The organism is Schleiferia thermophila, assembly GCF_003337435.1.
Lineage (GTDB): Bacteria > Bacteroidota > Bacteroidia > Flavobacteriales > Schleiferiaceae > Schleiferia > Schleiferia thermophila.
The window spans coordinates 80,367-103,987 of record NZ_QPJS01000001.1 but is presented as its reverse complement, the minus strand read 5'-3'; the positions used below and the strand labels follow the sequence as shown (position 1 = coordinate 103,987).

Here is a 23,621-nt window from a genome sequence, read left to right as displayed (position 1 = left end):
AGTACTTAATTATTTGGTGGCTTTCTTCTTGTTCGCTACGGTTTTTCTCTTGCCTTTGCGGGTACGTGAATTGGTTTTGGTTCTCTGTCCTCTTACCGGCAGGCCATTTCTATGTCTGATTCCTCTGTAGCATCCAATGTCCATGAGCCTTTTGATATTGAGTTGGATTTCTGATCTCAGTTCACCTTCTACTTTGAAGTTTTCTGAAATAGCACGGCGAATGGCCTGGATCTGTTCATCGGTCCAGTTTTGTACTTTGGTATCGTAGTCGACACCTGCCATATCGAGGATGGTACGGGCACGGCTCCTGCCTATTCCAAAAATATAGGTCAGACCTATTTCACCTCTTTTGTTTTTTGGTAAATCAATACCTGCAATTCTTGCCATAGCTTACGTATTATCCTTGTCTTTGTTTGTATTTAGGATTCTTTTTGTTGATGACATAAAGACGTCCTTTTCTGCGAACGATTTTGCATTCAGGACTTCTTTTTTTTAGTGATGCTCTTACTTTCATGACTGTATTAATATCTGTAAATAATTCTTGCTTTGGTTAAATCATAGGGAGATATCTCCATTTTCACTTTGTCACCGGGCAAGAGTCTGATGTAATTCATACGCATTTTGCCCGATATGTGTGCGGTCACAACGTGGCCATTTTCAAGTTCCACCCTAAAGATAGCATTTGAAAGGGCCTCGATAATGGTTCCGTCTTGTTCGATTAAGGACTGTTTCGCCATTCCTGATTTTTGTTTATTCTACTGATACCGACGATCTACCCCTGATTCTTCCGCTTTGTATCAATCCATCGTAGTGCCGTGCAAGCAAATAACTTTCAATCTGCTGCAAGGTATCGATGATCACACCTACCATTATGACCAAGGAAGTACCGCCATAGAAGTAAGCAAACTGAGTGGTAACTCCAGCGCTCATCGCAAAGGCTGGTAGGATAGCTATCAAGGCTAGAAATATAGAGCCGGGAAGTGTGATTCTGGACAAAATCAGGTCGATGTATTCAGCAGTAGGTTTTCCTGGCTTGATGCCGGGAATAAAACCTCCATTTCTCTTTAAATCTTCGGCCATCTGATTGGTGTTGATCTGGATAGCCGTATAAAAATATGTAAAGAGGATGATCAGCACTGCGAAGAGAAAGTTGTACCAAAATCCACTGATGTTGCCAAAGAGTGTTACGATCCAGCCGGTGCTTTCGGTACTGCCGGCGTAGGTCAGCACAGTGATGGGAATAAACATGATGGCCTGAGCAAAGATGATGGGCATTACTCCAGCTGCATTGACTTTGAGGGGAATATAGCTTCTGGTAATCTGATTGTCGGCCAATCTTCCACCAGCTACTCTGCGAGCATATTGGACAGGAATTTTTCTCGTAGCAGATACAAGTGCTACTGAAAGCAGAATTACAACAAACAAGGCTGCAATCTCGACCAGAAAGATGGGTAATCCTCCGGTTTGATTTTCGAGTTTGGTAATGAGCTCTTGTAGGAAAGCCTGAGGCAAGGTTGCTATGATTCCAATCATAATGAGCAGTGAGATTCCATTTCCAATGCCCTTATCGGTAATGCGCTCGCCGAGCCACATTGCGAAAATGGTACCTGTGACCAATACAATGATTCCTAAAAACCAAAAGGTGGACGGACTGATGGTGATTTCTACCTGTTGGGCTATCAGATTGGCCAGATAACCGGGCGCCTGAGCAAGAGTGATGAATATGGTAAGAAAACGTGTATAATTGTTTTTCTTTCTCCTGCCACTCTCTCCTTCTTTATCGAGTTTCTGGATGCTGGGCACTGCAATGCCCAGCAGCTGAATAACGATACTTGCAGAAATATAGGGCATAATGCCCAATGCCATTATACTGGCATTTGCAAATGCTCCACCCGTGAAAGCATTTAATATGCCCAGGAGGTTGTTGTCATCAGTTTGCTGCTGAAGTGCTGAAAGGCTTTCGGGGTTAATACCCGGCAAGACCACATTGGAGCCCAGACGGTAAACAAACAGCAATCCAAGCGTGAGCAGGAGCTTGTTTTTCAGCTCTTCGATACTCCATATATTTTTCAGTACTTCAAGAAACTTTTTCATTGGGCTGAAATTAAATGGTCACAACTTCTCCACCGGCATTTTTTATGGCCTCAATGGCAGAATTGGAGAATTTGTGTGCTACAACTTCGATTTTAGTCTTCAACTCTCCCCGGCCAAGAATTTTAATCAAGTCATTTTTTCCGGCAAGTCCCAATTTTACCAAGTCATCAGGTGCAATACGCCCTTCCACTTTTTGTTGGTCAATCAGTGATTGAATGACATCCAAATTTATGGCCCTGTATTCTACTCTATTGAAGTTTTTAAATCCAAATTTTGGAATTCTTCTTTGAAGAGGCATCTGACCTCCTTCAAATCCTCTTTTAATTCTGTAGCCAGAATGTTGCTTATCACCTTTGTGACCACGAGTAGAAGTACCGCCATGCCCGCTGCCTTCTCCCCTGCCTATTCTTTTTTCTTTGTGAGTAGATCCTTCTACAGGTTTTAGATCTTGTAATTTCATTGTTTAAATTTTTTCAACTTTGACCAGATGTTTGACTCTTTCGATGATTCCGGCAATTTGTGGTGTCAATTCAAGTTCATTGCTTGAGTTGATCCTCTTCAACCCTAAAGCTTTCATATTGAGCTTTTGGTTTTTGGAAGCTTTAATGGTGCTTCGTATCTTGGTTACTTTTATTTTTTCCACCACTGATAACGTTTAGGAGTTGAACATTTTCTCTACAGAAATTCCGCGATCTTTGGCCACCGTGTAGGCATCGCGCATTTCGGTCAGTGCTTTGAAAGTGGCTTTGACCACATTGTGCGGATTGGAACTGCCTTTGGATTTAGCGAGCACATCGTGGATGCCAAAGGATTCGAGCACAGCCCGCATAGCACCACCGGCTATTACACCTGTACCGTGGCTGGCTGGCCGTAAGAACACTCTGGCTCCACCGTATTTTGATTCCTGCTCGTGAGGTACTGTGTGATTGACAATTGGAATTTTCACCAAATTCTTTTTGGCGTCTTCCACTCCTTTGGCAATGGCTTCACTTACATCATTACTTTTGCCCAATCCATAACCGGCTACCCCATTTTCATTTCCAACTACCACAAGAGCTGAGAAGCGAAAATGACGACCTCCTTTTGTTACTTTGGTTACCCTATTAACAGCTACGAGCCGATCTACGAGTTCAAGACCACTGGGTTTTACTCTTTGAATATTGTTTTTCAGTTTCATTGTCTGTTAAAATTTTAGTCCAGCTTCACGAGCACCTTCTGCCAACGCTTTAACTCTACCGTGATAGAGATTGCCGCCTCTGTCAAAAGCACAGTGTTCAATACCTTTTTCAAGAGCTTTTGCGGCCAAGGCTTTTCCTACTTCTCTGGCTGCATCAGTTTTGGTGAGGCCATTTATCTTGTCTTTTACATCTTTTTGAAGGCTAGACGCTGCCACTAAAGTAGTTCCGTTGTCATCGTTAATCAATTGGGCATAGATCTCTTTATTGCTTCTAAAGACTGAGAGTCTGGGTCGGTCGGCTGTACCGCTGACCACTTTTCGTATTCTTTTACGAATTCGTGTTTTTCTTTCAATTTTACTCAGAGCCATGGCTTATTTTTTACCTTTACTTGCAGTTTTACCAGCTTTTCTACGTATTATTTCGCCCACGAAACGGATACCTTTACCATTATAAGGTTCAGGTTTTCGAAATGAACGGATCTTTGCACATACCATTCCCAATAATTGTTTGTCAAAAGAAGACAATTTAATAATTGGGTTTTTTCCCTTTTCGTTGATGGTCTCAACTTTGATTTCTTTTGGCAGTTCTATGACGATATTGTGAGAATACCCGAGCGAGAGGTCAAGCACCTGACCAGTCGCATTTGCTCTGTAACCGACGCCTACCAGTTCAAGTTGTTTTTCAAATCCTTGGGAAACACCGGTCACCATATTGGCCAGTAAAGCTCTGTAAAGTCCGTGAAGTGCCCTTGTGTTTTTATCATCAGAAGTTCTGGTCAAAGAAATGATATCTCCTTGTTTTTCAATTTTAACGACAGGGTTGTATTTAGTTGTAAGAGTTCCCAGTTTACCTTTTACAGTGATTTGGTCGGAACCGATGTTTACCTCTACACCGGCCGGCACTGTGATGGGAAGTTTACCTATTCTTGACATTTCGTTAGTAATTTTTAATATACATAGCAGATAATCTCTCCTCCGGTATTTTCTTTCCGGGCTTGTTTGTCGGTCATTACCCCTTTATTGGTAGATACGATGGCAATACCAAGTGAATTCAATACCCGAGGCAAATCGTTGACTCCTTTGTAAATTCTGAGACCTGGTGTACTTACTCTTTTGATACTTCTGATGGCAGGCATTCGGGTTACTGAATCGTACTTAAGCGCTATTTTAATGATTTCCGGTCCTTTATCCGGTTTCACTACTTTGAAGCTGTGAATGTAACCGTTGTCTTTGAGTATTCTGGCTATTTCCAGCTTCATTTTTGATACAGGAGCTTCTACTACTTTGTGTCCTGCTGCTACTGCATTTCGGATTCTGGTTAGAAAATCAGCTATTGGATCGCTGTACATAGAGATTGTTATTTTTTTAATTTAAAATTTACCAACTGGCTTTTTTGACACCCGGAATCAATCCATTATTGGCCATTTCGCGAAAGAGTACACGAGAAATTCCGAATTGACGCATATACCCACGTGGCCTGCCGGTGAGTTTGCATCGGTTGTGTAATCTTACCGGAGAGGCATTTTTGGGTAATTTTTGCAGAGCCTCATAGTCACCGGCTTTTTTTAAGGCCTCGCGTTTGGCGGCATATTTGGCTACAAGTTTTTCGCGCTTTCTTTCGCGCGCTTTCATAGATTCCTTTGCCATTTTTTATTTTTTAAAGGGTAATCCAAAATAAGTTAATAGTGATTTTGCTTCTTTATCGGTCTTAGCTGTAGTCACGATGGTGATATCCATTCCCCAGATCTGATTTACTTTATCAATGTCAATTTCGGGGAAGATAATTTGTTCGGTGATTCCCATATTGTAATTCCCTCTGCCATCAAATCCAGTGGTCTTAACTCCGTTAAAATCCCGGATGCGGGGTAAAGCGGCCACCATCAGGCGCTCAAGGAATTCGTACATCCGGTCTCCTCTGAGGGTAACTTTTACCCCGATCGGCATTCCTTTGCGCAGTTTAAAGTTTGCAATATCTTTTCTAGATCTTGTAGGCACAGCTTTCTGTCCGGCTATTCTGCTGATTTCATCTACAGCATATTCTATCAGCTTTTTATCGGCTGTAGCTTTACCCAGACCTTGGGATATTACAATCTTTTCGATTCGAGGCACTTGCATGATGCTTTTGTATGCATATTCTTGCATCAAAGCAGGTACCACTTTTTCTTTATATAGTTTTTTCAGTGTTGGAATGTATGTAGCTTCCATCTTAGATTATTTCATTGGATTTTTTGGATATTCGGATGGGATTTCCGTTTTCGTCGCGCTTTCTGGCGATTCGAGTTGGTTGACCGGTTTTGGGATCAATCAGCATTAAGTTAGAAATGTGAATAGGCGCCTCCATCTCTACAATTCGACCTTCAGGGTTCTGAGCTGTGGGTTTTACATGTTTTTTAACCATATTTATTCCCTTGACAACGGCTCTGTTTTTATCGCGGATAATACGCAATACTTCGCCTTCAGCTCCCTTCTCATCTCCGGCTATTACTTTTACTTTATCGCCTTTTTTTATGTGAAACTTTACCATGTTCTTTGATTTTAAAGCACTTCAGGTGCAAGTGAAATTATTTTCATGTATTGCTTATCCCTGAGCTCCCTGGCTACAGGCCCAAATACACGGGTACCTCTCATCTCGCCGGCGGCATTCAGCAGCACGCAGGCGTTGTCATCAAATCGTATGTAAGAACCGTCTGGTCTTCTGATTTCTTTTTTTGTTCTGACTACTACGGCCGTAGCTACTTGTCCTTTTTTAACGTTTCCGGAGGGTGTTGCATCTTTTACGGTGACTACTATTTTATCGCCTACGGATGCATAGCGCCTGCCTGTTCCTCCTATTACACGTATCACGAGTACTTCTTTTGCTCCGGTGTTATCAGCTACGGTCAATCTGGATTCTTGCTGTACCATGTTACTTAGCTCTTTCGATTATTTCTACCAATCTCCATCTTTTAGTCTTGCTCAGCGGACGGGTTTCCATAATTCTAACGACATCACCCACTTTACACTCATTCTTTTCGTCGTGAGCATGGTATTTCTTGGAAGTTTTCATAAACTTACCATATTTGGGGTGCTTTACCTTGCGCTCTACCAAAACCGAAATGGTTTTTTGCATTGCGGTGGAGGTTACTACACCAACTCTTTCTTTGCGAACATTTCTATTTGTAGCTACGGATTCCATTGTTTAAAAATTATGCGACTACTTCTCTTTTTCTTTTGTTTAATTCTGTGAGCATTCTGGCGATCGCTCTTCTTTTGCTCCTGATATCGGTTGGATTTTCAAGCGGTGTCAGAGCATGGGTAGTTTTAAGCTTAGCCAGAGTCCTCTTCATTTCGTAGATCTGCTCTTTAAGCTCTTCAGTAGTCATTTGGGATACCACAGATTGTTTCATGGTCATTAATTTTGTTCTAGTTGTAGATCTCTGCGTACTACGAAGGAGGTTTTTACGGGTAATTTTTGAGCAGCAAGGCGCAGCGCTTCTTTAGCTACTTCAAACGGAACCCCATCAATTTCGAACATTACTCTACCTGGCTTGACTACAGCCGCCCAGAATTCTACATTACCTTTTCCTTTACCCATACGTACTTCCAGCGGTTTTTTGGTCACGGGCTTATCGGGAAAAATTCTGATCCACAGCTGTCCTTCACGTTTCATGTATCTGGTGGCTGCTATACGAGCTGCTTCTATTTGTCGGGCGGTAATCCAGGCAGCTTCCAGCGATTTTATACCATAGCTACCAAAGGAGATTGTAGCGCCTCTGTGGGAGGCTCCTTTCATTCTGCCTTTGAATTGCTTTCTGTATTTTGTTTTTTTGGGCTGTAACATCTCTTACGCTTTTAGACTTTTGATTTTTTTCTTCCTTTTCCGGACTTTGGGGAGATAGTGGGTTTGTCAGCTGTTTTGGTCTTTTTGCTGGTTACGCCGAGGAAGTTTGACAAATCTCTTTTTCCGTATACTTCCCCTTTCATGATCCAAACTTTCACTCCTATAAGACCATAAGTAGTAAGTGCTTCACCAAGGGCATAGTCGATGTCTGCTCTAAATGTATGGAGTGGAATGCGTCCATCTTTATAGATTTCACTGCGCGCCATTTCGGCTCCGTTGAGTCGACCGCTGATTTGTATTTTAACTCCTTCGGCTCCCATCCGCATGGTGGAAGCTATTGCCATTTTAACAGCGCGTTTATAGCTGACTCTACCTTCAATCTGTCTGGCTATGTTGTCAGCAACGAGTTTGGCATCTAGTTCGGGGCGCTTGATTTCGAAAATGTTGATTTGAACTTCTTTGTCTGTAAGTTTTTTCAGTTCCTCACGTAGTTTATCGACTTCCTGCCCGTTTTTACCTATAATGACACCGGGCTTAGCCGTTGTGATGGTTACGGTTATTACTTTAAGGGTGCGCTCAATGATAATTCTCGAAACATTAGCTCTGCTGAGGCGCGCGTAGAGGTATTTGCGTATATGATAATCTTCGGCGATTTTGTCACCATATTCTCTGCCTCCATACCAGGCGGATTCCCAACCTCTAATATAACCTAACCTGTTGCCTATCGGATTAGTTTTTTGTCCCATGAGTTTGTCTTCTTAATTTAGGGCTTCAACTTCAATAAATACGTGATTTGAGCGCTTTCTTATCCGGTGTGCTCTGCCTTGTGGTGCAGGCTGAATGCGTTTAAGCATTGGACCTCCACCTACTGTTACCGTCTTCACTACCAGATTCTGTTCATCGATATTCGCATTCTGGTTTTTTTGCTGCCAGGCATTTATGGCATTTAGCAGCACTTTTTCCATGTCACGAGCCGAATGTTTTCCGGTATTTCTAAGGACAAAAAGTGCCTTTTCAACGCTCATTCCTCTAATCACATCGGCTACTAAGCGCATTTTGCGAGGAGAGGTCGGGCAGTTTCTCAATGTAGCAGTCGCCTTGGATGCTTTTTGCTGCTTTCTTGCCTCAGCACTTAATCTTTTTCGTACTCCCATGATTCGAAATCTTATCTTTTACCTTTATCTTTTCTGTTTCCGGCGTGACCTCTGAAAGTTCTGGTCGGAGCAAATTCCCCAAGTTTATGTCCTACCATATTGTCGGTAATATATACGGGTATAAATGCCTTGCCATTGTGAACAGCAATTGTTTGACCTATAAAATCCGGTGAGATCATCGAGGCACGTGACCAGGTCTTAATCACGGTTTTCTTGCCGGTGGCTTTATTATCCTGTACTCGTTTTTCCAGTTTATAGTGGATAAAAGGTCCTTTTTTTAATGAACGAGCCATGTATTTTATTTTTTACGACGTTCGATGATAAATGTATTGGAATATTTCTTCGCGCTTCTGGTTTTGTACCCCTTGGCTGGAATGCCTTTTCTTGATCTGGGATGACCTCCTGAGGCGCGACCCTCACCACCACCCATTGGGTGATCTACAGGGTTCATAGCTACTCCGCGAGTACGTGGACGGCGACCCAACCAGCGGCTTCTGCCCGCTTTTCCGCTTACAACCAGAGAATGGTCGCTATTGGATACGGAGCCGATCATGGCTTTGCAGGTGACCAGTACCTGACGAGTCTCTCCGCTCGGCATTTTGATCACAGCATATTTACCATCACGCGCTAATAGTTGGGCAAACGAACCGGCCGAACGAACCATCTTGGCTCCCTGTCCGGGCTTAAGCTCGATGCAACTGATGATGGTACCTAACGGTATATCGGAGAGAAACAAAGCGTTTCCAATGTCTGGGGTTGCTTTCGGTCCACTCATCACCTGCATTCCTACTGTCAATCCGTTAGGGGCAATGATGTAACGTTTCTCTCCATCGGCGTAATGGAGAAGAGCGATAAAGGCACTCCTGTTGGGATCGTATTCAATGGTGGCAACTTTAGCAGGGATACCATCTTTGTCTCTTTTAAAATCAATGATTCTATATTTCCTTTTATGACCACCACCGATATAACGCATGGTCATTTTTCCGTCACTATTCCTTCCGCCTGATTTCTTTAACGGCGCAATCAATGATTTTTCAGGCTCTGAAGCCGTGATGACATCAAAACCATTTATCACTCTGAATCTGGTCCCTGGTGTTACGGGTTTTAATTTTTTAAGCCCCATTGTTAAATGTTTTCGTAGATATTGATAATCTCTCCACTTCTCACTTGCACATAAGCCTTTTTGTACTTAGGCTTTTTTCCTTCAATCATCCCGGCCTTGGTATATTTTACAATTCTTTTTGCCGGCATTATTACGGTATTTACGTTTTCCACGGTGACTCCATAAGCATCTTCAATGGCCTTTTTAATTTGAATTTTATTGGCGTCAACCTGGACATGAAAACAGTATACACCGCTCTTCTCGGAGAGCAGGTTTGCTTTTTCAGTGATGATCGGCTTTATGATGATGCTCATGGTTAATTATTTAACTGGTCTTTTATTTTTCCCAAAGCACTCTCAGATATCAGCAATACTTGAGAGCTTATAATCTGATAAGTGTTTAATTCAGAGGCAATTACGACTTTAGAGCGCTCCAAATTTCGGGACGACAAATATACGTTGCTATTTTTCTCGCTAAGCACCACAAGTGATTTTTTATCAGCGATTTGCAGATTTTTTAAAATATTAAGAAAATCTTTTGTTTTTGGTTTCTCAAAAGTGAAATCCTCAACGATCTTGATAGCGCTTTCAGCTGCTTTGGTGGATAGTGCAGATTTCCTGGCCAGTCGTATAGTTTTGGCATTGAGGTTTACGACATAGTCATGGGGTCTGGGTCCAAAAACAGTTCCTCCACCTCTGTGAATAGGGCTTTTAAGGGATCCATGTCGGGCTCCACCCGTTCCTTTTTGGCGGTGGTGTTTTTTGGTGGTTCTGGCGATTTCTGCCCTTTCTTTGGTCTTATGGGTACCTTGACGCTTATGAGCGAGAATTCTCTTTACATCCAGATATAATGCCTGTCTGCTTGGTTGAATGCCAAAGATGCTCTCATCGAGGGCGACCGTTCTTCCGGTCTCTTTCCCTTCTATTGTATATACAGCGACTTCCATTACTTTTCAATAATTACGAATGAATTTTTATGACCTGGCACAGCTCCTTTTACAAGAAGGAGGTTCTTTTCAGTATCGATTTTCACGATTTTCAGATTCTGAACGGTGACGCGAGAACCTCCCATTCTTCCGGCCATTCTAAGACCTTTGAGAACATGACCTGGAAAAGAACCGGGACCTATAGAACCTGGGTGACGTGCTCTGTTATGCTGACCATGTGTGGTCTCTCCTACTCCACCGAAACCGTGGCGTTTTACTACACCTTGAAAACCCTTTCCCTTGGATGTGCCAACTACATCTACCAAATCGCCTTCTTGAAAAATTTCAACGGTGATGGTTTGTCCCAATTCATATTTCTGACCATTTACTTTAAACTCGGCCAATTTCTCTTTGGGTGATGTGTTTGCTTTTTCGAAGTGTCCCTGGAGAGGTTGAGGGGTGTTTTTAGGCTTGCGTTCGCCGAAACCAAGCTGAACAGCCTCATATCCATCAACGTCCTTTGTTTTGACCTGCGTCACAACGCAGGGGCCAGCCTCTATCACTGTACAGGGGATCATTTTTCCGTCTGCACTGAAAATGCTGGTCATTCCAACTTTTTTTCCAATTAATCCGGGCATGGTTATGCGGTACTCTTAAATTGTTACACTTTTATTTCTACTTCTACTCCGCTCGGCAATTCCAATTTCATCAGCGCATCAATGGTTTTGGCCGATGAACTGTAAATGTCGAGAAGTCGTTTGTAGGAACTTAATTCGAACTGCTCGCGGCTTTTCTTATTGACATGTGGTGAGCGGAGCACAGTGTAAATCCTTTTGTCAGTAGGCAGAGGAATAGGTCCATTGACTAGGGCACCTGTGCTCTTCACGGTTTTAACGATCTTTTCCGCAGACTTATCTACCAGATTGTGATCGTAACTTTTTAGTTTGATTCTTATTCTTTGGCTCATTGTTGAGTAATGTATTAAACTGTCTGTCCTTTTACTTTTGCAACTACTTCATCTGCAATGTTTTTTGGAGTCTCAGCATAGTGGCTGAATTCCATTGAAGAAGTAGCTCTTCCTGATGAAAGGGTTCTGAGAGTGGTCACATATCCGAACATTTCGGACAGGGGGACTAAGGCTTTGATCACCTTGGAGCCGGCCCGATCGTCCATTGATACGACCTGACCTCTTCTGCGGTTGAGGTCACCGACGATGTCACCCATGTAATCTTCGGGTGTTACTACTTCGAGTTTCATGATGGGCTCCAGAATTACAGGATTGGCCTTTCTGGCAGCTTCTTTGAAGCCAAGCTTAGCTGCAAGCTCAAATGAGAGAGAGTCAGAGTCAACCGCGTGGTAAGAACCATCGATCAGGGTTACTTTCATTGACTCTACTTCGTAGCCTGCCAACGGACCATTTTTCATGGCCTCTTTAAAGCCTTTTTCTACGGAAGGTATATACTCTTTAGGAATATTTCCACCTTTTACTTCATTGACAAAATCAAGACCGTGTTTACCGGCCTCTCCAGGTTCTAACCTGAAAATAATATCGGCATATTTACCGCGACCACCGGTTTGTTTTTTGTAAAGTTCACGGTGTTCGACAGGTGCAGTAAGGGCTTCTTTGTACTCAACCTGCGGTTGACCTACATTAACCTCGACTTTAAATTCTCTCTTCAGACGATCAACGATAATTTCCAGGTGCAGCTCACCCATCCCGCTGATAATGGTTTGGCCTGAAGCTTCATCTGTTTTTACCTGAAATGTGGGATCTTCTTCGGCCAGTTTGGAAAGCGCCATGCCGAGCTTATCCACATCGGCTTTGGTTTTGGGCTCCACTGCGATACCGATGACAGGCTCTGGAAACACCATGCTTTCCAATACGATTGGGTGTTTTTCGTCGCATAGGGTATCGCCGGTTTTTATGTCTTTAAAACCTACTCCTGCGCCAATATCTCCAGCTTCTATGAATTCGATAGGATTTTGTTTATTGGCATGCATTTGGAAGATTCTGGAGATACGCTCCTTATTTCCGGTGCGGGTGTTAAAAACATAGGATCCGGCGTCCAGTTTACCGGAATATACGCGGAAAAAGGCCAGACGACCCACATAGGGGTCAGTAGCAATTTTAAAGGCTAAGGCAGCAAAGGGTTCGGTCGGGAGAGGTTTTCTGAAAATTTCATCTCCAGTTCTGGGATCGGTACCTTTAATTGTCTCCTTGTCGAGAGGAGAGGGCAAATACATGCACACAGCATCGAGCAAAAACTGAACCCCCTTGTTTTTAAATGAACTTCCGCAAAGCATGGGCACAATTTTCATTTCAATAGTTGCCTTACGGAGTGCAGCGTTGATTTCATCTTCGGTGATGGAATCCGGGTCTTCAAAGAATTTTTCCATGATGCGGTCGTCCACTTCGGCGACGGCTTCGATGAGTTCTGCCCTGTATTTTTTTACATCTTCCACCATATCATCTGGTATGGGCACCACATCGAAGGTAGCACCCTGGGTATGATCGTGCCAGATAATGGCGCGCATTTTCACCAGGTCCACAATGCCTTTAAATGTCTCTTCGGCGCCTATGGGCAGTACAATAGGGACTGCTCTGGACTTGAGCATCTCTCTTACCTGACGGCACACATTGAGAAAGTCTGCCCCTTGACGGTCCATTTTATTGACAAAGCCCATACGAGGTACTTTGTAGTTGTCCGCAAGCCTCCAGTTGGTTTCTGACTGGGGCTCTACTCCATCTACTGCCGAGAAGAGAAATACAAGACCATCCAGCACTCTGAGCGAGCGGTTTACTTCAACAGTAAAATCAACGTGACCCGGAGTATCGATGATGTTAAAGTGGTATTCTTTGGACTCGGGAATATTTCTGCCTTGTTCGGTGGGGAAATTCCATCGGCAGGTAGTAGCAGCAGATGTGATGGTAATACCTCTCTCCTGCTCCTGTGCCATCCAGTCCATAGTGGCAGCGCCATCGTGTACTTCACCGATTTTATGCGTTTTACCGGTGTAATACAAAATGCGCTCAGTTGTGGTGGTTTTGCCAGCATCAATATGGGCGGCAATTCCGATATTTCGAGTGTAGTTGAGATCTCTTGCCATGGATATAGTTAGACTTTGAAGTGTGCAAATGCTTTGTTGGCTTCAGCCATTTTATGTGTATCAATTCTTTTTTTCACGGCAGCACCTTCTTCTTTGGCTGCAGCGAGAATTTCATTGGCCAGTCTCTGGGACATGGTTTTTTCATTTCTTTTTCTAGAGAATTGAATCAGCCATTTAATGGCAAGCGAAACCTTTCTTTCGGGACGGATAGGTACCGGAATCTGAAAGTTAGCACCACCCACGCGACGACTTCTGACTTCTACGTGTGGCATCACATTGGTAAGTGCCTGTTTCCAGACCTCAAGTCCATTGGGTTTTTCGGATTTTCGCTGTACTATATCGATGGCTTCGTAGAATATTTTAAATGCTTTTTCCTTTTTGCCTTCGTGCATCAGGTTGTTGACAAATCTTGTGACCAGTGGGTCGCCGTACACCGGATCAGGAAGTAATATTCTTTTTTTAGCTCTGCCTTTTCTCATGATTTCTAAGCATAATTATTTTTTACCTTTTCCCTTAGCTGCTGGTGCGGCTGCTGCTCCTTTCTTCGGTCGCTTCGCTCCGTACTTGCTTCTTCTCTGTCTGCGCCCTTCTACACCGGCGGTATCTAGTGCTCCTCTGACTATATGGTAGCGAACACCCGGAAGATCTTTTACACGACCTCCTCTGACCAGCACAATAGAGTGTTCCTGAAGGTTGTGGCCTTCGCCCGGAATATATGCGTTGACTTCATTGCCGTTGGTCAGTCTGACCCGAGCCACCTTACGCATAGCTGAATTGGGCTTTTTAGGGGTAGTGGTATACACACGTGTACATACCCCTCTTCTCTGCGGGCAAGCCGTTAGCGCTATCGACTTGCTCTTTTTCTTAATTTTGGTTCTTCCTTTTCTAACCAGTTGTTGAATGGTTGGCATATAGTTGTAAAAAATAAATTTCTTGTTTTACAATAAAGTATACCCCCTTTATTTGGGGCTGCAAATGTAAATAATTTTTTTTGTTGACAAATAGGTGTTTATGCTTTTTTAATCAATTGATGTTTTCTGTGAATATCCCCGGCTGAATATGACGCATTAGCAAGCTATTTTTTGCTTGATTTGTCCTTGTTGTTGTCTTTTTTTTAAGTGTTAATTAACGGAGATTGTTATCTGAACAGCGATATGATTTCTTCCTGAATAGACCGATTCACAGCAATGGCCATTAAAACTGAAATCACCAGTCCGATTAATGCAAATAATGCGTCGCGACCAACAAGCCTAAATACAAATCCGAGCTTTCTCTTTTTCACTGTTGTGTATTTTGGCGAGAGGTTCATAGCAATTTCACGACCTGCCAACAGTCCAAGAAATACCCAGGTGGTACTCATAGGCACTTTGCTGAGATTTTGGAAGAATATCAAAATCATAGAATACACAAAATCAATAACGGTAGCACCCCTTACGTCTTTTACTGCAGATTTTTCGTTTATGATGTTTTGAATTTTACCTCCGCGGAAATAGAGAAGAAGACCAAGGCCTAAAAAAATGTAAAGACTAAAAGCCAAAAACTCTCCTACCGAAAGTTTTCTGGGTAAAAAGACCGCAATATTGGCTGCATCCTGCATGAGCCATACTGCCCATAGAAGACCAGAGGTTATCCATTGAATGGCTGTCCAGACTCCATGGGCTTTTCCCTTATTCAAATTGTTAATGCCCTTAGCAAAAATCAGCCAAACCAAAATGGAAACCACAAAAGCGATCAAATATCCGAAAAGACTCTTCTGCGCTACGCCTATGATACCAGTACTGGTAGCCGAAAATGTGCTGAGCAGCAGGAAGGTGGTAGATACAGGCATTCGCAGTCTGGTCAAAATAAGTAACACGAGAGGCGAGGCAACTTGTAAAAAGTTAAAACTTTCAGGTGCCTTGTCAAAGCCTTTGGATTGAAGACGCTGAAACGATACATCTCCATCGTAAATGATCCAGCCGACCGTCATCGTTATCAGGAAAATTCCTCCAATGTAAATCCAAAGCACCCACCATTTCTTATCAAAGTTTGACGCCAGAAAAGTCCCGATGGTTTGTATCGAATCATTGGCTATGGCACTATACCCCGCAAAAGCAAATCCTAGCCACATGGCCACTGTTGGATATGGATAAAAGATACCTGCAATGATAAAAAAGATGATAATGGTCTGCAGAAATTGTCGTTCTTTCCATAAAAAAAGCCTGAGAATCCGGTATCTTCTGCCTATAAGTACCGAGCTGAAATCCATGTTCAGCAGATTGATAAGTAATGAATTTTCTTTAGGGCTTTTCTTTTGTTTTTTACTACTCTTGCCGGTGGGCATAAGTTAAAAATTTCGCGGCTAAATTATCCTGAAGAGCAACTTTCCAATGTTAAGTTTTTTAGTAGACAAAGCTCCATTGGCTTTCGATTGCCAGAAAACAAATTCCTATAAATATCAAAAGTCGAAAAGCATTATGCCAGATAGAGATCAACGTATAGCTGGCACGAACAAATGTGGATACCAAAAGCATCACTAATACCAATGCCACGCATAGCGCATAAGTTCCAGCGGAAGGTAGTGCATGATATGTATGGCGGTAAAAAAGTACAAAAACCACACAATCAACAGCCAATACAAATCTCAGGTATTTCAATGAATTCAGCTTGCCGATGACTACAGGCAGTGTTTTGTATCCGAGCAATAAATCGCCCTTCAAGGATTCGAGATCTTTGACAAGTTCCCGTGTATATAAGAGTGTCCATATCAGAAAGGTATAAAGTGCCACATAGACATTGTGCAGTTTGTAGTAAATAAATACTGCAAAAAATGGATAGATGGCCAGAAAACTCGCCATCAGATTTCCGGCCATAGGTTTTTTCTTAATTTTATGAGAATACATCCACAGCAGAAATACGAAGACCAAATAGTATACAAACGCTCTGACAGATATTGCCAGACTAATGACAAGGGCCACAGCATTGAGCAGCAGGTACAACATTACAGCCAGATCTTTGTCGAGATAGGCTTCGAATAATGTACGGTTGGGTCGGTTGATCAAATCTTTTTCTCTGTCATAAAAATTATTGATCAAGAAGCCGGCAGCCACAATCAACAGACCGGATAGTACTATCAGATGGAGGACCCAGTCGGTGATCACGGTTTTCCAGTTGCTTATATCGTTGAGTACAAAAAAGACAGCCAGATACTGCGACAAGGCCAAAACACTTATGTTATGCCAGCGAGCCTGGCTCAGCAGTGCAAGTATTTTTACAAAAGAAGGGTGCTTAGGTATGTGCGTGCGTTCACCGCGGTCCGAAGTCATCAAAATCGGTATATCACTTCCGGGTTGTAGGGTTTCAGCAGATGATGGGCCTTGTCAAAGTCAGGCGAAAAGCCAAGAATAAATCCCCCTCCACCACTGCCACAGAGCTTCAGATAGAACTGATTGGTTTCCAGACCTTGAAGCCATAGGGAATGAAGATGTTCAGGAATCATGGGGTTAAAATGAGTAAATACCCAGCGGGATAGCTTTTTGAGATTTTTAAACAGGCCGGAGATTTCACCATTTAGAAAAGCTTCTATACAGGCATCGTTGTACTTGACAAATTGATTTTTGAGCAATTTGCGGAAACCTTCGTTTTTCATTTTTTCCATAAAAAGTGTGACCATGGAATGCGTTTTTCCGGGCATACCACTATTGATGAGGAAGATGGCAGAACTGCCGGCCTTGCTTTCCGGCAATGTGATCGGGTTTAGAGAATGCCCCGATTGCAGTATCACCGGAATTTTCAAATAACAGATCAGTGGATCCATACCGCTGCTTTTGCCATGGAAGTAGCTCTCCATGACAGCCAGTTGATGCCTGAGTTTTGGCAAATTATTGATGTTGAGTGTGGTATCCGGATCTATCTTGTTTGTGGAATAGTTGTCGTAGACGGCTGCGACCAAAGCGCCGGAGCTACCCACTCCGAATCCCTGAGGTATGGAGGAGTCGAAATACAGTCCTCTAGCTATGTCTGCATCCAGACGTTCGAAATCAAAAGTTGTAAAAAATTCTTCGGTAACAGGCATTTTTTTTAAATAATCGGTAAACTGCCTGAGGTGTTGATTGGAGGTGAGTTGTTCCTCTGTGGCGCTGTCAGATGGAAAGAATTTGAAACTACCGAAAAAATTGCCATAAGGTATCGAAAGCGCACTGGAATCGTTGATGATGCCGTATTCGCCGAAAAGGAGAATTTTGGCATAGTACAGGGGTGAAGAGCTCATTTTATCCTTCGGTGATTTTACGTGGACCGTCGCCTATACAATCGCGTATGATTCGGTTTTGTTCGCAAAGGTATTGTATTTCAGGTAAAAAATCTCTTTCTACTATATGGGTCAGAGATGCAGGAAAGATGAGATGTAGGTTGGCGCCGGCATCGAGGGTAAACCCAATCTGGTAGCCTGTATCTGACCTGAATTGCCAGAGTTTTTCGATTACTGCCAATGTGTTAGGTTTCATAAGGATATATGGAGGGTCGGATGTCATCATCATGGCATGGAGGGTGAGCGCCTCTGATTCCATAAGTCGGATAAACATCTCCCAGTCACCTGAAGTCAGAATGTCTCTCAGGGCAAGAGCCCGTTGTTTTGCCTGCTGAAACCTCGGCTCTGCATAGGAATGGTCTTTCATCAGTCCATGGCCGGCACTGCTGGAAACGGTCTTTTTACCGGAGTGGAGTATCAGTATGTAATCTTTTACGTCTAAAAAGGCTGTATGGACCTGTTCCACCGGTATTGCAAAATGGTCAGACCCTGCGCCATCGGCCGTACTTCCCCACTGAACAAAACCTCCGTATATACTCCTGCAAGCACTGCCCGAGCCGAGGCGTGCCATGTGGCTTACTCTCTGCCGATCAAAAGGTGTGAAGGTCAACAGTGAATGTATATCTTCAATACAGCAGGCCAAGGCGGCCATAGCGCTGGCAGATGAAGCTATTCCGGAACTGTGAGGGAAGGTGTTTCGCGTCTCAATTTTCAGGTGCTTGCTCGCCAGCCAGGGATAAAATGCCATCGCATGGTCCAGAAATTTCAGGACTTTTGGCAAAAAATCGGGCTTTTCAACCCCTTCGTAGAAAACATCAGCTGTGGGCAATTGCTCCTTAGCTTCGGTAAGGGTGACTTTGGTATCGGTATACGATAAAGTAAGGGTAAAGCTGATCGAGGGATTGGCGGGTATTTGGTTGTGGAACTTCCCCCAGTACTTTACGATGGCAATGTTGCTGGGGGCATGCCAATGAGCGGTGATGGGTTCTGACATCGGTGGAGTGGGTTAAAAGTATTTAAGACTATCGGCGGCAGTGGGCAGATAAGTGCTTGGAGCGCCGATCAGATCCCTTTTGTCCGTATCTACTTGGATTACTTCGAGCAGCTCACCGGTGTAAGTAATCCTGAGGGCACTCAATCTTTGGCCGAGATAGGCACCTGTGTCGATGTGCCAGGCATTTTCCCTTGGTACATAGGTTGGGGTAAAGGCAGGCTGAACTACATGACCGACGACTTGTAGTTTGCTCATGAGCTTAAGTGGCTGGCGGTTGGTAAGTACATTGTGGTCGGCATATGGATTAAAGGGGTCTGTGGTTCCTCTGGCTACACCGGCATGTGTGATGAGAATGTGTCTGTTTTCCCATTTTACGGGCATTCCTTTGAGCCAGTTTTTTATGCGCGGGACCTGGAGTTTTGGATGGTTTTTAATTTGCTGATAGGTGTCACGGGTGATCAGGTTGTGCGAATTGGCCTTCATGGCGTCGTAGAGCATCTGCTCGTGATTTCCACGTATGAAATACACCAAGTACGGAAATTTCTCCAAAAGTTTAAAGGCATATCGGATCACCTTTGCCGAATATTGCCCTTTGTTTACCAGATCGCCTACTTGTATGAGGAATTCCGAATCAGGATTCCACCGTTCTTTTACCAGTGTTTTGAAGGTGTAGTAGCACCCGTGTACATCACCTACGACCAGCAGATTCATCAGAAAGAGAACTTCCGGATCAGACCAATTGTTTATGAGATCATCAGCGGAAGGATGAGCATCAGTATTTCTTCTCCCTCAGAGAGTCCGTCTTCCGGAAGAATCAGCACCGGTCTGCTGCTGGTAGATAATTCAAAGCGCACGAATTCGGAATCGTAAATGGAGAGAATCTCAATCAGATGTTTGGAATTAAACCCGACGGTCATGTCTGTTCCATTGTATTCGCAGGGAATGCTTTCTTGTGCTTTGTTTGAAAATTCGTAATCTTCGGCGGTGATGGTGAGCATATTGCCGTTGATGTTGTATTTAACCAGATTGGACGATTTGCTGGCTACGATGGAAACCCTACGCAGTGAGGCGATCAGCGACTGCCGGAGTATGTGCAAATGGTTGGGGTTGTCTTTGGGTATTACGTTTTCGTAATTGGGAAATTTTGCATCGATCAGCTTGGTGATAAAGACCTGATGCTCACCGACGAATTTAACATTAGAACTCGTAGCGTGGATTTCTACCTGTTCTGTTTCTGTGAGTAGTGATTTTAGTGTGTTTAAGGGTTTTTTTGGCACGATGAATTCTGAAGTAACTTCACTGGTAATATCTCTTCGGACGTATTTAGCCAATTTGTGTCCGTCGGTAGCGACAAAGGTGCAACCGGAGGGGGTGAGCTGAAAAAAGACGCCCATTAGAGCCAAACGAAGTTCATCCGTGCCGGTGGCAAAGAGCGTTTTGGCGATGGCGTTCAGAAGTGCTTCAGAAGACATTTTTACCACGCTATCAGGCTCTATTTCAGGCAGCCGTGGAAATTCTGCAGCATCGGCCACTGCCAGTGATGCCTTTCCGGACTCGTAAATAATGTCAAGGGTATTGGTCTCTTCTACCAGTGTACAGGTGATGGGTTGGTCGGGCAGGCTTTTAATCAGGTCCATGAAAGTTCGCCCTATTACACAGATACTGCCTTGGCTCTCCGACTCTACTTCTATTGTAGAGGTCATGGTTGACTCTGTATCGGTAGCGGTGATTTTGAGTTTGCCGTTGCTGAGCTCAAGGAGGAAATACTGGGTGAATTGGATCATCTGGCTGGTGCTGAGCAGGCCGGCTGAGCTTTGTAAGTATCTGAGTAATTTATGGCTGCTGACGATGAATTTCATTACTTCTTTTTATTAAATCGTTACTACGGCCGCAAATGTATGCTGTAATGTTTTGAAAATCGCAGTATGAGCACAAAGTGGATTTATTGTTTTGATACTTCCGCGCGTTCGATTACCCCGTCGCGGAGGCGTACAATGCGTCGTGCATGACGGGCGATGTCTTCTTCATGGGTCACCAGGATGACGGTATTGCCTTGACGGTGTATTTCGTCGAAGAGTTCCATGATGTCGTAGGAGGTTTTGGTATCGAGGTTTCCGGTAGGTTCGTCGGCCAGGATGATGGAGGGATTGTTGACCAAGGCTCTGGCAATGGCAACTCGCTGGCGCTGTCCGCCGGAGAGTTGATTTGGCTTGTGGTCCATGCGGTCGGCCAGACCTACTTTTTCGAGTACTTCGCGCGCACGTTCCAACCGCTCAGCCCTGGAAACTCCGGCGTAGATAAGGGGTTGACTGACATTTTCAAGGGCTGTGATGCGGGGCAGAAGATTGAAGGTCTGAAAGACAAATCCAATTTCCTTGTTTCGGATTTGGGCGAGTTGGTCGTCGTCCATTTTACTGACATCTTTTCCATTGAGGATGTAGGTGCCGGAGGTTGGGGTGTCCAGACAACCGAGTATGTTCATGAGCGTCGATTTGCCACTTCCTGAGGGTCCCATCAGGGCGGTGTATTCATTTCGGGCAATGGTGAGGTCTATTTTTTTGAGTGCCTCAACGAGTGTGGTTCCCATTTGAAAGACCCGCCTGATCTGGTATAGTTCGATTACATTTTCGCTCATGAAAGTTTGAGAAATAGCTGGTTGTAGGATTTTAGAGGTTGAGTTTGGCTCTGATGTCTCGTGGGAGGGCATCTTTGTGCAGCAGTATGGCAATGGTCTTGTAGCGTACGTATGCTTCGGAAGCCATCAGATAGCCATCGCGGTGCGCGTTGGGGATGAGGCCCCAGCTGTTTTTGGTGATGTAGTAGAGGGTACCGTTTTGATCGCGGGCGATTCCGGTGATGTGCATTCCGTGATCGTCGGTGGTTTCAAAATTGTCGAATGCCTGCTGTCGCTGCTCCTGGGTGACGATCATCTCCGGACGGGGGCCATCGAACATGGTTTTCTTCTCGTCATCGGTCATTTGTTCGTATGGTTTCTGTGGGACGATGGCTATTCCGTTTTTGATGGAAAAGCCTTTTTCGCTTACGTCGGTGGCCCAGGCTGCTGTAAAGCCATTGTCGATGGCATGTCGGAGGGTGCGCATCATCTCGTCGAGCGGCAGGTTGTAGCTGAGGCCCCAGGCCCAATTGTCGGGGACCTCTACGTACATGGGCTTGTAAAAGGGTTCGTGGCTAAAGGAGGTGATCTGTATGTAATCGTCGGGGTTTATGCGGAGGTAATCGGTCAGAAACGTACGTGGTGTGTATTTTTTTCCTTCCCACACAAATTCGGACGGATAGCTGCCCAGATAGGCTGTGATGATGGATTCATAGGCCGATAGCCAGGCTGTGGAAAGGCGTCCGTTGGGATTTTTTACGATGGCATCGAGGAAGTTTTTTAGTGCGGCTTCGAGTTCGGAGTGTTTGTTTTTGGTTTCGCCGTAGTTGAGTCCTTGAAATACTGCTGCTGGTACGGCTCCGTACTTTTTCATCACGTAGAGCAGGTCGGGTAGCTGACCTCCCTGGGCAAAGTTGAGGTAGCCGTTGAGACGGACGTATTTGATGCCCTTGTCGAGATAAACCTGGCGAACGGTAAACATTTCCGACAGGTCGACTACCGGACGTCCGAGTCGGCGAAGTTCGGACTCGATAAAGGAGGTGGCCGAATAGCTCCAGCAGGTGCCCGAGGAAGCCTGGTCTTTTACGGGCAGTGCTTCATGGTTTTTGATGATGGTAAATTGATACTGTTGCCCGGCTCCGGCCTGGTCGTGGCGTTTGATTTTATTAATTAGATCGTCCTGAGCACTGAGGGTGGCGGTGAATAGAAATAAAAGAATCAGGTATCGGAATTCTCTGAAGGTCATACTGAATGGCAAATTTTTGCAGATGCAATTTTAGGTTGGAAATTGAAATTTTTGGGGAGGAAATGTGGGAAAAACCAAATTCCGTAAAGGTATGCTGCGATACGGATGTGAGACCTGTGTATGGCTACTTTGCGTGAGGGATGCGAAGGGCGCCCGCAGGGCGGTGCGCAGCACGGGAGCGAAGCGTACCCCGCAGCAGCCCGACCCCGCGCGGTAAGGCCGAACGGCCGGCGCGCGGGGGCACGCCCAAATAAAATAAAAAAGCCGGCGCTAAAGGCTCCGGCAAGTAATGTGGGTATAAAATGGGGGTTCAGAGCGTATATTTTGAGTTCCAGAGCTTGTCCGAAAAGTCTTTCATACGGGAGTAACCGTAGAGCGCGCCCAGACCGCTGAGGGCGATGACCAGGTAGAAGAAGAAAATGACCCGTATGGGCAGGGCCGAAGTATCGTAAGGGCCCTTCATCAGTGAATCGGAGGGCAGCAATGCTCCTATCAGTGCCAGGGTGAGAAGGGTGGCCAGAAATGTCTCAAAACTGCGAAGGGGATACACCAGCCATTTGCGCCATATCTTCAGGTCGCGACCCCACCGGTGAATCAGGTAATACCAACCCTGGCCCAGATCGAGGAAAAGCATGGGGTCTTTGTCTTTTTGTATCAGGTGAAACATGGAGGCCGGCGCTATGATTTTAAAGCCTTCAAGGACTATATTTTCGGATTGTTGGATTTTGCGAATTTCGTCGAATGCTTCTTTTGGTATTTCGTTGGCAAATCGGGAGGCATCCAGAAATCTGAGACGATAGCTGATGCATAGCTTTCGGATTTCGTCGATGGTGTATAGGCGATCGGCATCGAGGTGATTGAGTTGGGTGTGTCTGCCGTCGGTAGTTAATATCCGCCGGAGAATGGTGGCATCGGATTCCTGGCCTGGCCCTGGTGTCGACTTGCGGCTTTTGCTGCGTATGGCTTTAAGCTCGTTTTCAAGACTTACATCTAATAGCATAGTCAATCAATTTTATGCAAATATAACTAAGCATTAGCGCAATTGTTTATTGCTCAATTCACAGAGAATTGATTTTTTGCCAGCGGTGCCAATGGCCAT

37 protein-coding genes are annotated in these 23,621 nt (G+C 44.5%); all 37 read right to left on the bottom strand.

Annotated elements, in window-relative coordinates:
- Positions 1-9: 9 nt before the first annotated feature.
- Complete coding sequence (gene rpsM, locus DES35_RS00545; protein WP_037360643.1) at positions 10-387, bottom strand: 30S ribosomal protein S13; 378 nt, start codon at positions 385-387, stop codon at positions 10-12.
- A gap of 10 nt (positions 388-397) precedes the next feature.
- A complete protein-coding gene (ykgO, locus tag DES35_RS00540) occupies positions 398-514 on the bottom strand; it encodes a type B 50S ribosomal protein L36 (RefSeq protein ID WP_037360644.1) in 117 nt (38 codons plus the stop codon).
- A 7-nt stretch (positions 515-521) separates the two neighbouring features.
- Positions 522-737 carry a translation initiation factor IF-1 gene (infA, locus tag DES35_RS00535; RefSeq protein WP_037360645.1) on the bottom strand — a complete coding sequence of 72 codons (216 nt, stop codon included), beginning with the start codon at positions 735-737 and terminating at the stop codon, positions 522-524.
- Positions 738-750: 13 nt separating this feature from the next.
- Positions 751-2,094 carry a preprotein translocase subunit SecY gene (secY, locus tag DES35_RS00530; RefSeq protein ID WP_037360646.1) on the bottom strand — a complete coding sequence of 448 codons (1,344 nt, stop codon included), beginning with the start codon at positions 2,092-2,094 and terminating at the stop codon, positions 751-753.
- Between the two features lie 10 nt (positions 2,095-2,104).
- The gene (rplO, locus tag DES35_RS00525; RefSeq protein ID WP_037360647.1) at positions 2,105-2,554 is read right to left on the bottom strand and encodes a 50S ribosomal protein L15; all 450 of its coding nucleotides are present in this window, start codon (positions 2,552-2,554) and stop codon (positions 2,105-2,107) included.
- 3 nt (positions 2,555-2,557) lie between these two features.
- Positions 2,558-2,737, bottom strand: coding sequence for a 50S ribosomal protein L30 (gene rpmD / locus DES35_RS00520; RefSeq protein WP_037360761.1), 180 nt, complete (start codon positions 2,735-2,737; stop codon positions 2,558-2,560).
- 12 nt (positions 2,738-2,749) lie between these two features.
- Positions 2,750-3,271: a 30S ribosomal protein S5 gene (rpsE, locus tag DES35_RS00515; RefSeq protein ID WP_037360649.1), complete on the bottom strand. Its 522-nt coding sequence runs from the start codon at positions 3,269-3,271 to the stop codon at positions 2,750-2,752.
- A gap of 6 nt (positions 3,272-3,277) precedes the next feature.
- Positions 3,278-3,640, bottom strand: coding sequence for a 50S ribosomal protein L18 (gene rplR / locus DES35_RS00510; RefSeq protein WP_114365511.1), 363 nt, complete (start codon positions 3,638-3,640; stop codon positions 3,278-3,280).
- Between the two features lie 3 nt (positions 3,641-3,643).
- Complete coding sequence (gene rplF / locus DES35_RS00505; protein WP_114365510.1) at positions 3,644-4,204, bottom strand: 50S ribosomal protein L6; 561 nt, start codon at positions 4,202-4,204, stop codon at positions 3,644-3,646.
- A 14-nt stretch (positions 4,205-4,218) separates the two neighbouring features.
- On the bottom strand, positions 4,219-4,620 hold the full coding sequence (gene rpsH, locus DES35_RS00500) for a 30S ribosomal protein S8 (RefSeq protein WP_051889452.1): 402 nt from the start codon (positions 4,618-4,620) through the stop codon (positions 4,219-4,221).
- Between the two features lie 28 nt (positions 4,621-4,648).
- Positions 4,649-4,918 (bottom strand): 30S ribosomal protein S14, encoded by a 270-nt coding sequence (gene rpsN, locus DES35_RS00495; RefSeq protein WP_037360660.1) that lies wholly within the window; start codon positions 4,916-4,918, stop codon positions 4,649-4,651.
- Between the two features lie 3 nt (positions 4,919-4,921).
- The gene (gene rplE / locus DES35_RS00490; protein ID WP_037360662.1) at positions 4,922-5,476 is read right to left on the bottom strand and encodes a 50S ribosomal protein L5; all 555 of its coding nucleotides are present in this window, start codon (positions 5,474-5,476) and stop codon (positions 4,922-4,924) included.
- A 1-nt stretch (position 5,477) separates the two neighbouring features.
- Positions 5,478-5,795: a 50S ribosomal protein L24 gene (gene rplX / locus DES35_RS00485; protein ID WP_037360664.1), complete on the bottom strand. Its 318-nt coding sequence runs from the start codon at positions 5,793-5,795 to the stop codon at positions 5,478-5,480.
- 11 nt (positions 5,796-5,806) lie between these two features.
- Positions 5,807-6,175, bottom strand: a complete 369-nt coding sequence (rplN, locus tag DES35_RS00480; protein WP_037360667.1) for a 50S ribosomal protein L14 — start codon at positions 6,173-6,175, stop codon at positions 5,807-5,809.
- Position 6,176: 1 nt separating this feature from the next.
- On the bottom strand, positions 6,177-6,446 hold the full coding sequence (rpsQ, locus tag DES35_RS00475) for a 30S ribosomal protein S17 (protein ID WP_037360676.1): 270 nt from the start codon (positions 6,444-6,446) through the stop codon (positions 6,177-6,179).
- Positions 6,447-6,456: 10 nt separating this feature from the next.
- Complete coding sequence (gene rpmC, locus DES35_RS00470) at positions 6,457-6,657, bottom strand: 50S ribosomal protein L29 (RefSeq protein WP_037360767.1); 201 nt, start codon at positions 6,655-6,657, stop codon at positions 6,457-6,459.
- A 5-nt stretch (positions 6,658-6,662) separates the two neighbouring features.
- The gene (rplP, locus tag DES35_RS00465) at positions 6,663-7,091 is read right to left on the bottom strand and encodes a 50S ribosomal protein L16 (RefSeq protein WP_037360678.1); all 429 of its coding nucleotides are present in this window, start codon (positions 7,089-7,091) and stop codon (positions 6,663-6,665) included.
- 11 nt (positions 7,092-7,102) lie between these two features.
- A complete protein-coding gene (gene rpsC, locus DES35_RS00460) occupies positions 7,103-7,837 on the bottom strand; it encodes a 30S ribosomal protein S3 (protein ID WP_037360681.1) in 735 nt (244 codons plus the stop codon).
- Positions 7,838-7,849: 12 nt separating this feature from the next.
- Positions 7,850-8,245 carry a 50S ribosomal protein L22 gene (rplV, locus tag DES35_RS00455; RefSeq protein WP_037360685.1) on the bottom strand — a complete coding sequence of 132 codons (396 nt, stop codon included), beginning with the start codon at positions 8,243-8,245 and terminating at the stop codon, positions 7,850-7,852.
- 11 nt (positions 8,246-8,256) lie between these two features.
- Positions 8,257-8,538, bottom strand: coding sequence for a 30S ribosomal protein S19 (gene rpsS, locus DES35_RS00450; protein ID WP_037360689.1), 282 nt, complete (start codon positions 8,536-8,538; stop codon positions 8,257-8,259).
- A gap of 5 nt (positions 8,539-8,543) precedes the next feature.
- A complete protein-coding gene (rplB, locus tag DES35_RS00445) occupies positions 8,544-9,368 on the bottom strand; it encodes a 50S ribosomal protein L2 (RefSeq protein ID WP_037360691.1) in 825 nt (274 codons plus the stop codon).
- Between the two features lie 2 nt (positions 9,369-9,370).
- Positions 9,371-9,661, bottom strand: a complete 291-nt coding sequence (gene rplW, locus DES35_RS00440) for a 50S ribosomal protein L23 (RefSeq protein WP_037360695.1) — start codon at positions 9,659-9,661, stop codon at positions 9,371-9,373.
- A gap of 2 nt (positions 9,662-9,663) precedes the next feature.
- Complete coding sequence (gene rplD, locus DES35_RS00435) at positions 9,664-10,293, bottom strand: 50S ribosomal protein L4 (protein WP_037360699.1); 630 nt, start codon at positions 10,291-10,293, stop codon at positions 9,664-9,666.
- Positions 10,293-10,910, bottom strand: coding sequence for a 50S ribosomal protein L3 (rplC, locus tag DES35_RS00430; RefSeq protein ID WP_114365509.1), 618 nt, complete (start codon positions 10,908-10,910; stop codon positions 10,293-10,295). The genes rplD and rplC overlap by 1 nt, the downstream gene beginning before the upstream one ends.
- Before the next feature lie 23 nt (positions 10,911-10,933).
- Positions 10,934-11,239 (bottom strand): 30S ribosomal protein S10, encoded by a 306-nt coding sequence (gene rpsJ / locus DES35_RS00425; protein WP_037360704.1) that lies wholly within the window; start codon positions 11,237-11,239, stop codon positions 10,934-10,936.
- A gap of 14 nt (positions 11,240-11,253) precedes the next feature.
- On the bottom strand, positions 11,254-13,380 hold the full coding sequence (gene fusA, locus DES35_RS00420) for an elongation factor G (RefSeq protein WP_114365508.1): 2,127 nt from the start codon (positions 13,378-13,380) through the stop codon (positions 11,254-11,256).
- A gap of 8 nt (positions 13,381-13,388) precedes the next feature.
- Positions 13,389-13,859, bottom strand: a complete 471-nt coding sequence (gene rpsG / locus DES35_RS00415) for a 30S ribosomal protein S7 (RefSeq protein WP_037360706.1) — start codon at positions 13,857-13,859, stop codon at positions 13,389-13,391.
- Between the two features lie 15 nt (positions 13,860-13,874).
- A complete protein-coding gene (gene rpsL / locus DES35_RS00410) occupies positions 13,875-14,291 on the bottom strand; it encodes a 30S ribosomal protein S12 (protein WP_037360707.1) in 417 nt (138 codons plus the stop codon).
- Positions 14,292-14,518: 227 nt separating this feature from the next.
- Positions 14,519-15,703, bottom strand: a complete 1,185-nt coding sequence (locus tag DES35_RS00405) for a hypothetical protein (protein ID WP_244906303.1) — start codon at positions 15,701-15,703, stop codon at positions 14,519-14,521.
- Positions 15,704-15,761: 58 nt separating this feature from the next.
- Positions 15,762-16,685, bottom strand: coding sequence for a geranylgeranylglycerol-phosphate geranylgeranyltransferase (locus tag DES35_RS00400; RefSeq protein WP_051889453.1), 924 nt, complete (start codon positions 16,683-16,685; stop codon positions 15,762-15,764).
- Complete coding sequence (locus tag DES35_RS00395) at positions 16,685-17,629, bottom strand: mevalonate kinase family protein (RefSeq protein ID WP_037360708.1); 945 nt, start codon at positions 17,627-17,629, stop codon at positions 16,685-16,687. The genes DES35_RS00400 and DES35_RS00395 overlap by 1 nt, the downstream gene beginning before the upstream one ends.
- Before the next feature lies 1 nt (position 17,630).
- The gene (mvaD, locus tag DES35_RS00390) at positions 17,631-18,662 is read right to left on the bottom strand and encodes a diphosphomevalonate decarboxylase (RefSeq protein ID WP_037360710.1); all 1,032 of its coding nucleotides are present in this window, start codon (positions 18,660-18,662) and stop codon (positions 17,631-17,633) included.
- 12 nt (positions 18,663-18,674) lie between these two features.
- On the bottom strand, positions 18,675-19,373 hold the full coding sequence (locus DES35_RS00385; RefSeq protein ID WP_051889454.1) for a metallophosphoesterase: 699 nt from the start codon (positions 19,371-19,373) through the stop codon (positions 18,675-18,677).
- Between the two features lie 32 nt (positions 19,374-19,405).
- Complete coding sequence (gene dnaN, locus DES35_RS00380) at positions 19,406-20,521, bottom strand: DNA polymerase III subunit beta (RefSeq protein WP_037360712.1); 1,116 nt, start codon at positions 20,519-20,521, stop codon at positions 19,406-19,408.
- An 83-nt stretch (positions 20,522-20,604) separates the two neighbouring features.
- Entirely contained in the window at positions 20,605-21,297 is a 693-nt protein-coding gene (locus tag DES35_RS00375) for an ABC transporter ATP-binding protein (protein WP_037360714.1), read from the bottom strand.
- A 31-nt stretch (positions 21,298-21,328) separates the two neighbouring features.
- Positions 21,329-22,522 (bottom strand): C1 family peptidase, encoded by a 1,194-nt coding sequence (locus DES35_RS00370; protein WP_037360717.1) that lies wholly within the window; start codon positions 22,520-22,522, stop codon positions 21,329-21,331.
- A gap of 310 nt (positions 22,523-22,832) precedes the next feature.
- On the bottom strand, positions 22,833-23,522 hold the full coding sequence (locus DES35_RS00365; RefSeq protein ID WP_114365507.1) for a hypothetical protein: 690 nt from the start codon (positions 23,520-23,522) through the stop codon (positions 22,833-22,835).
- Positions 23,523-23,621: the final 99 nt, after the last annotated feature.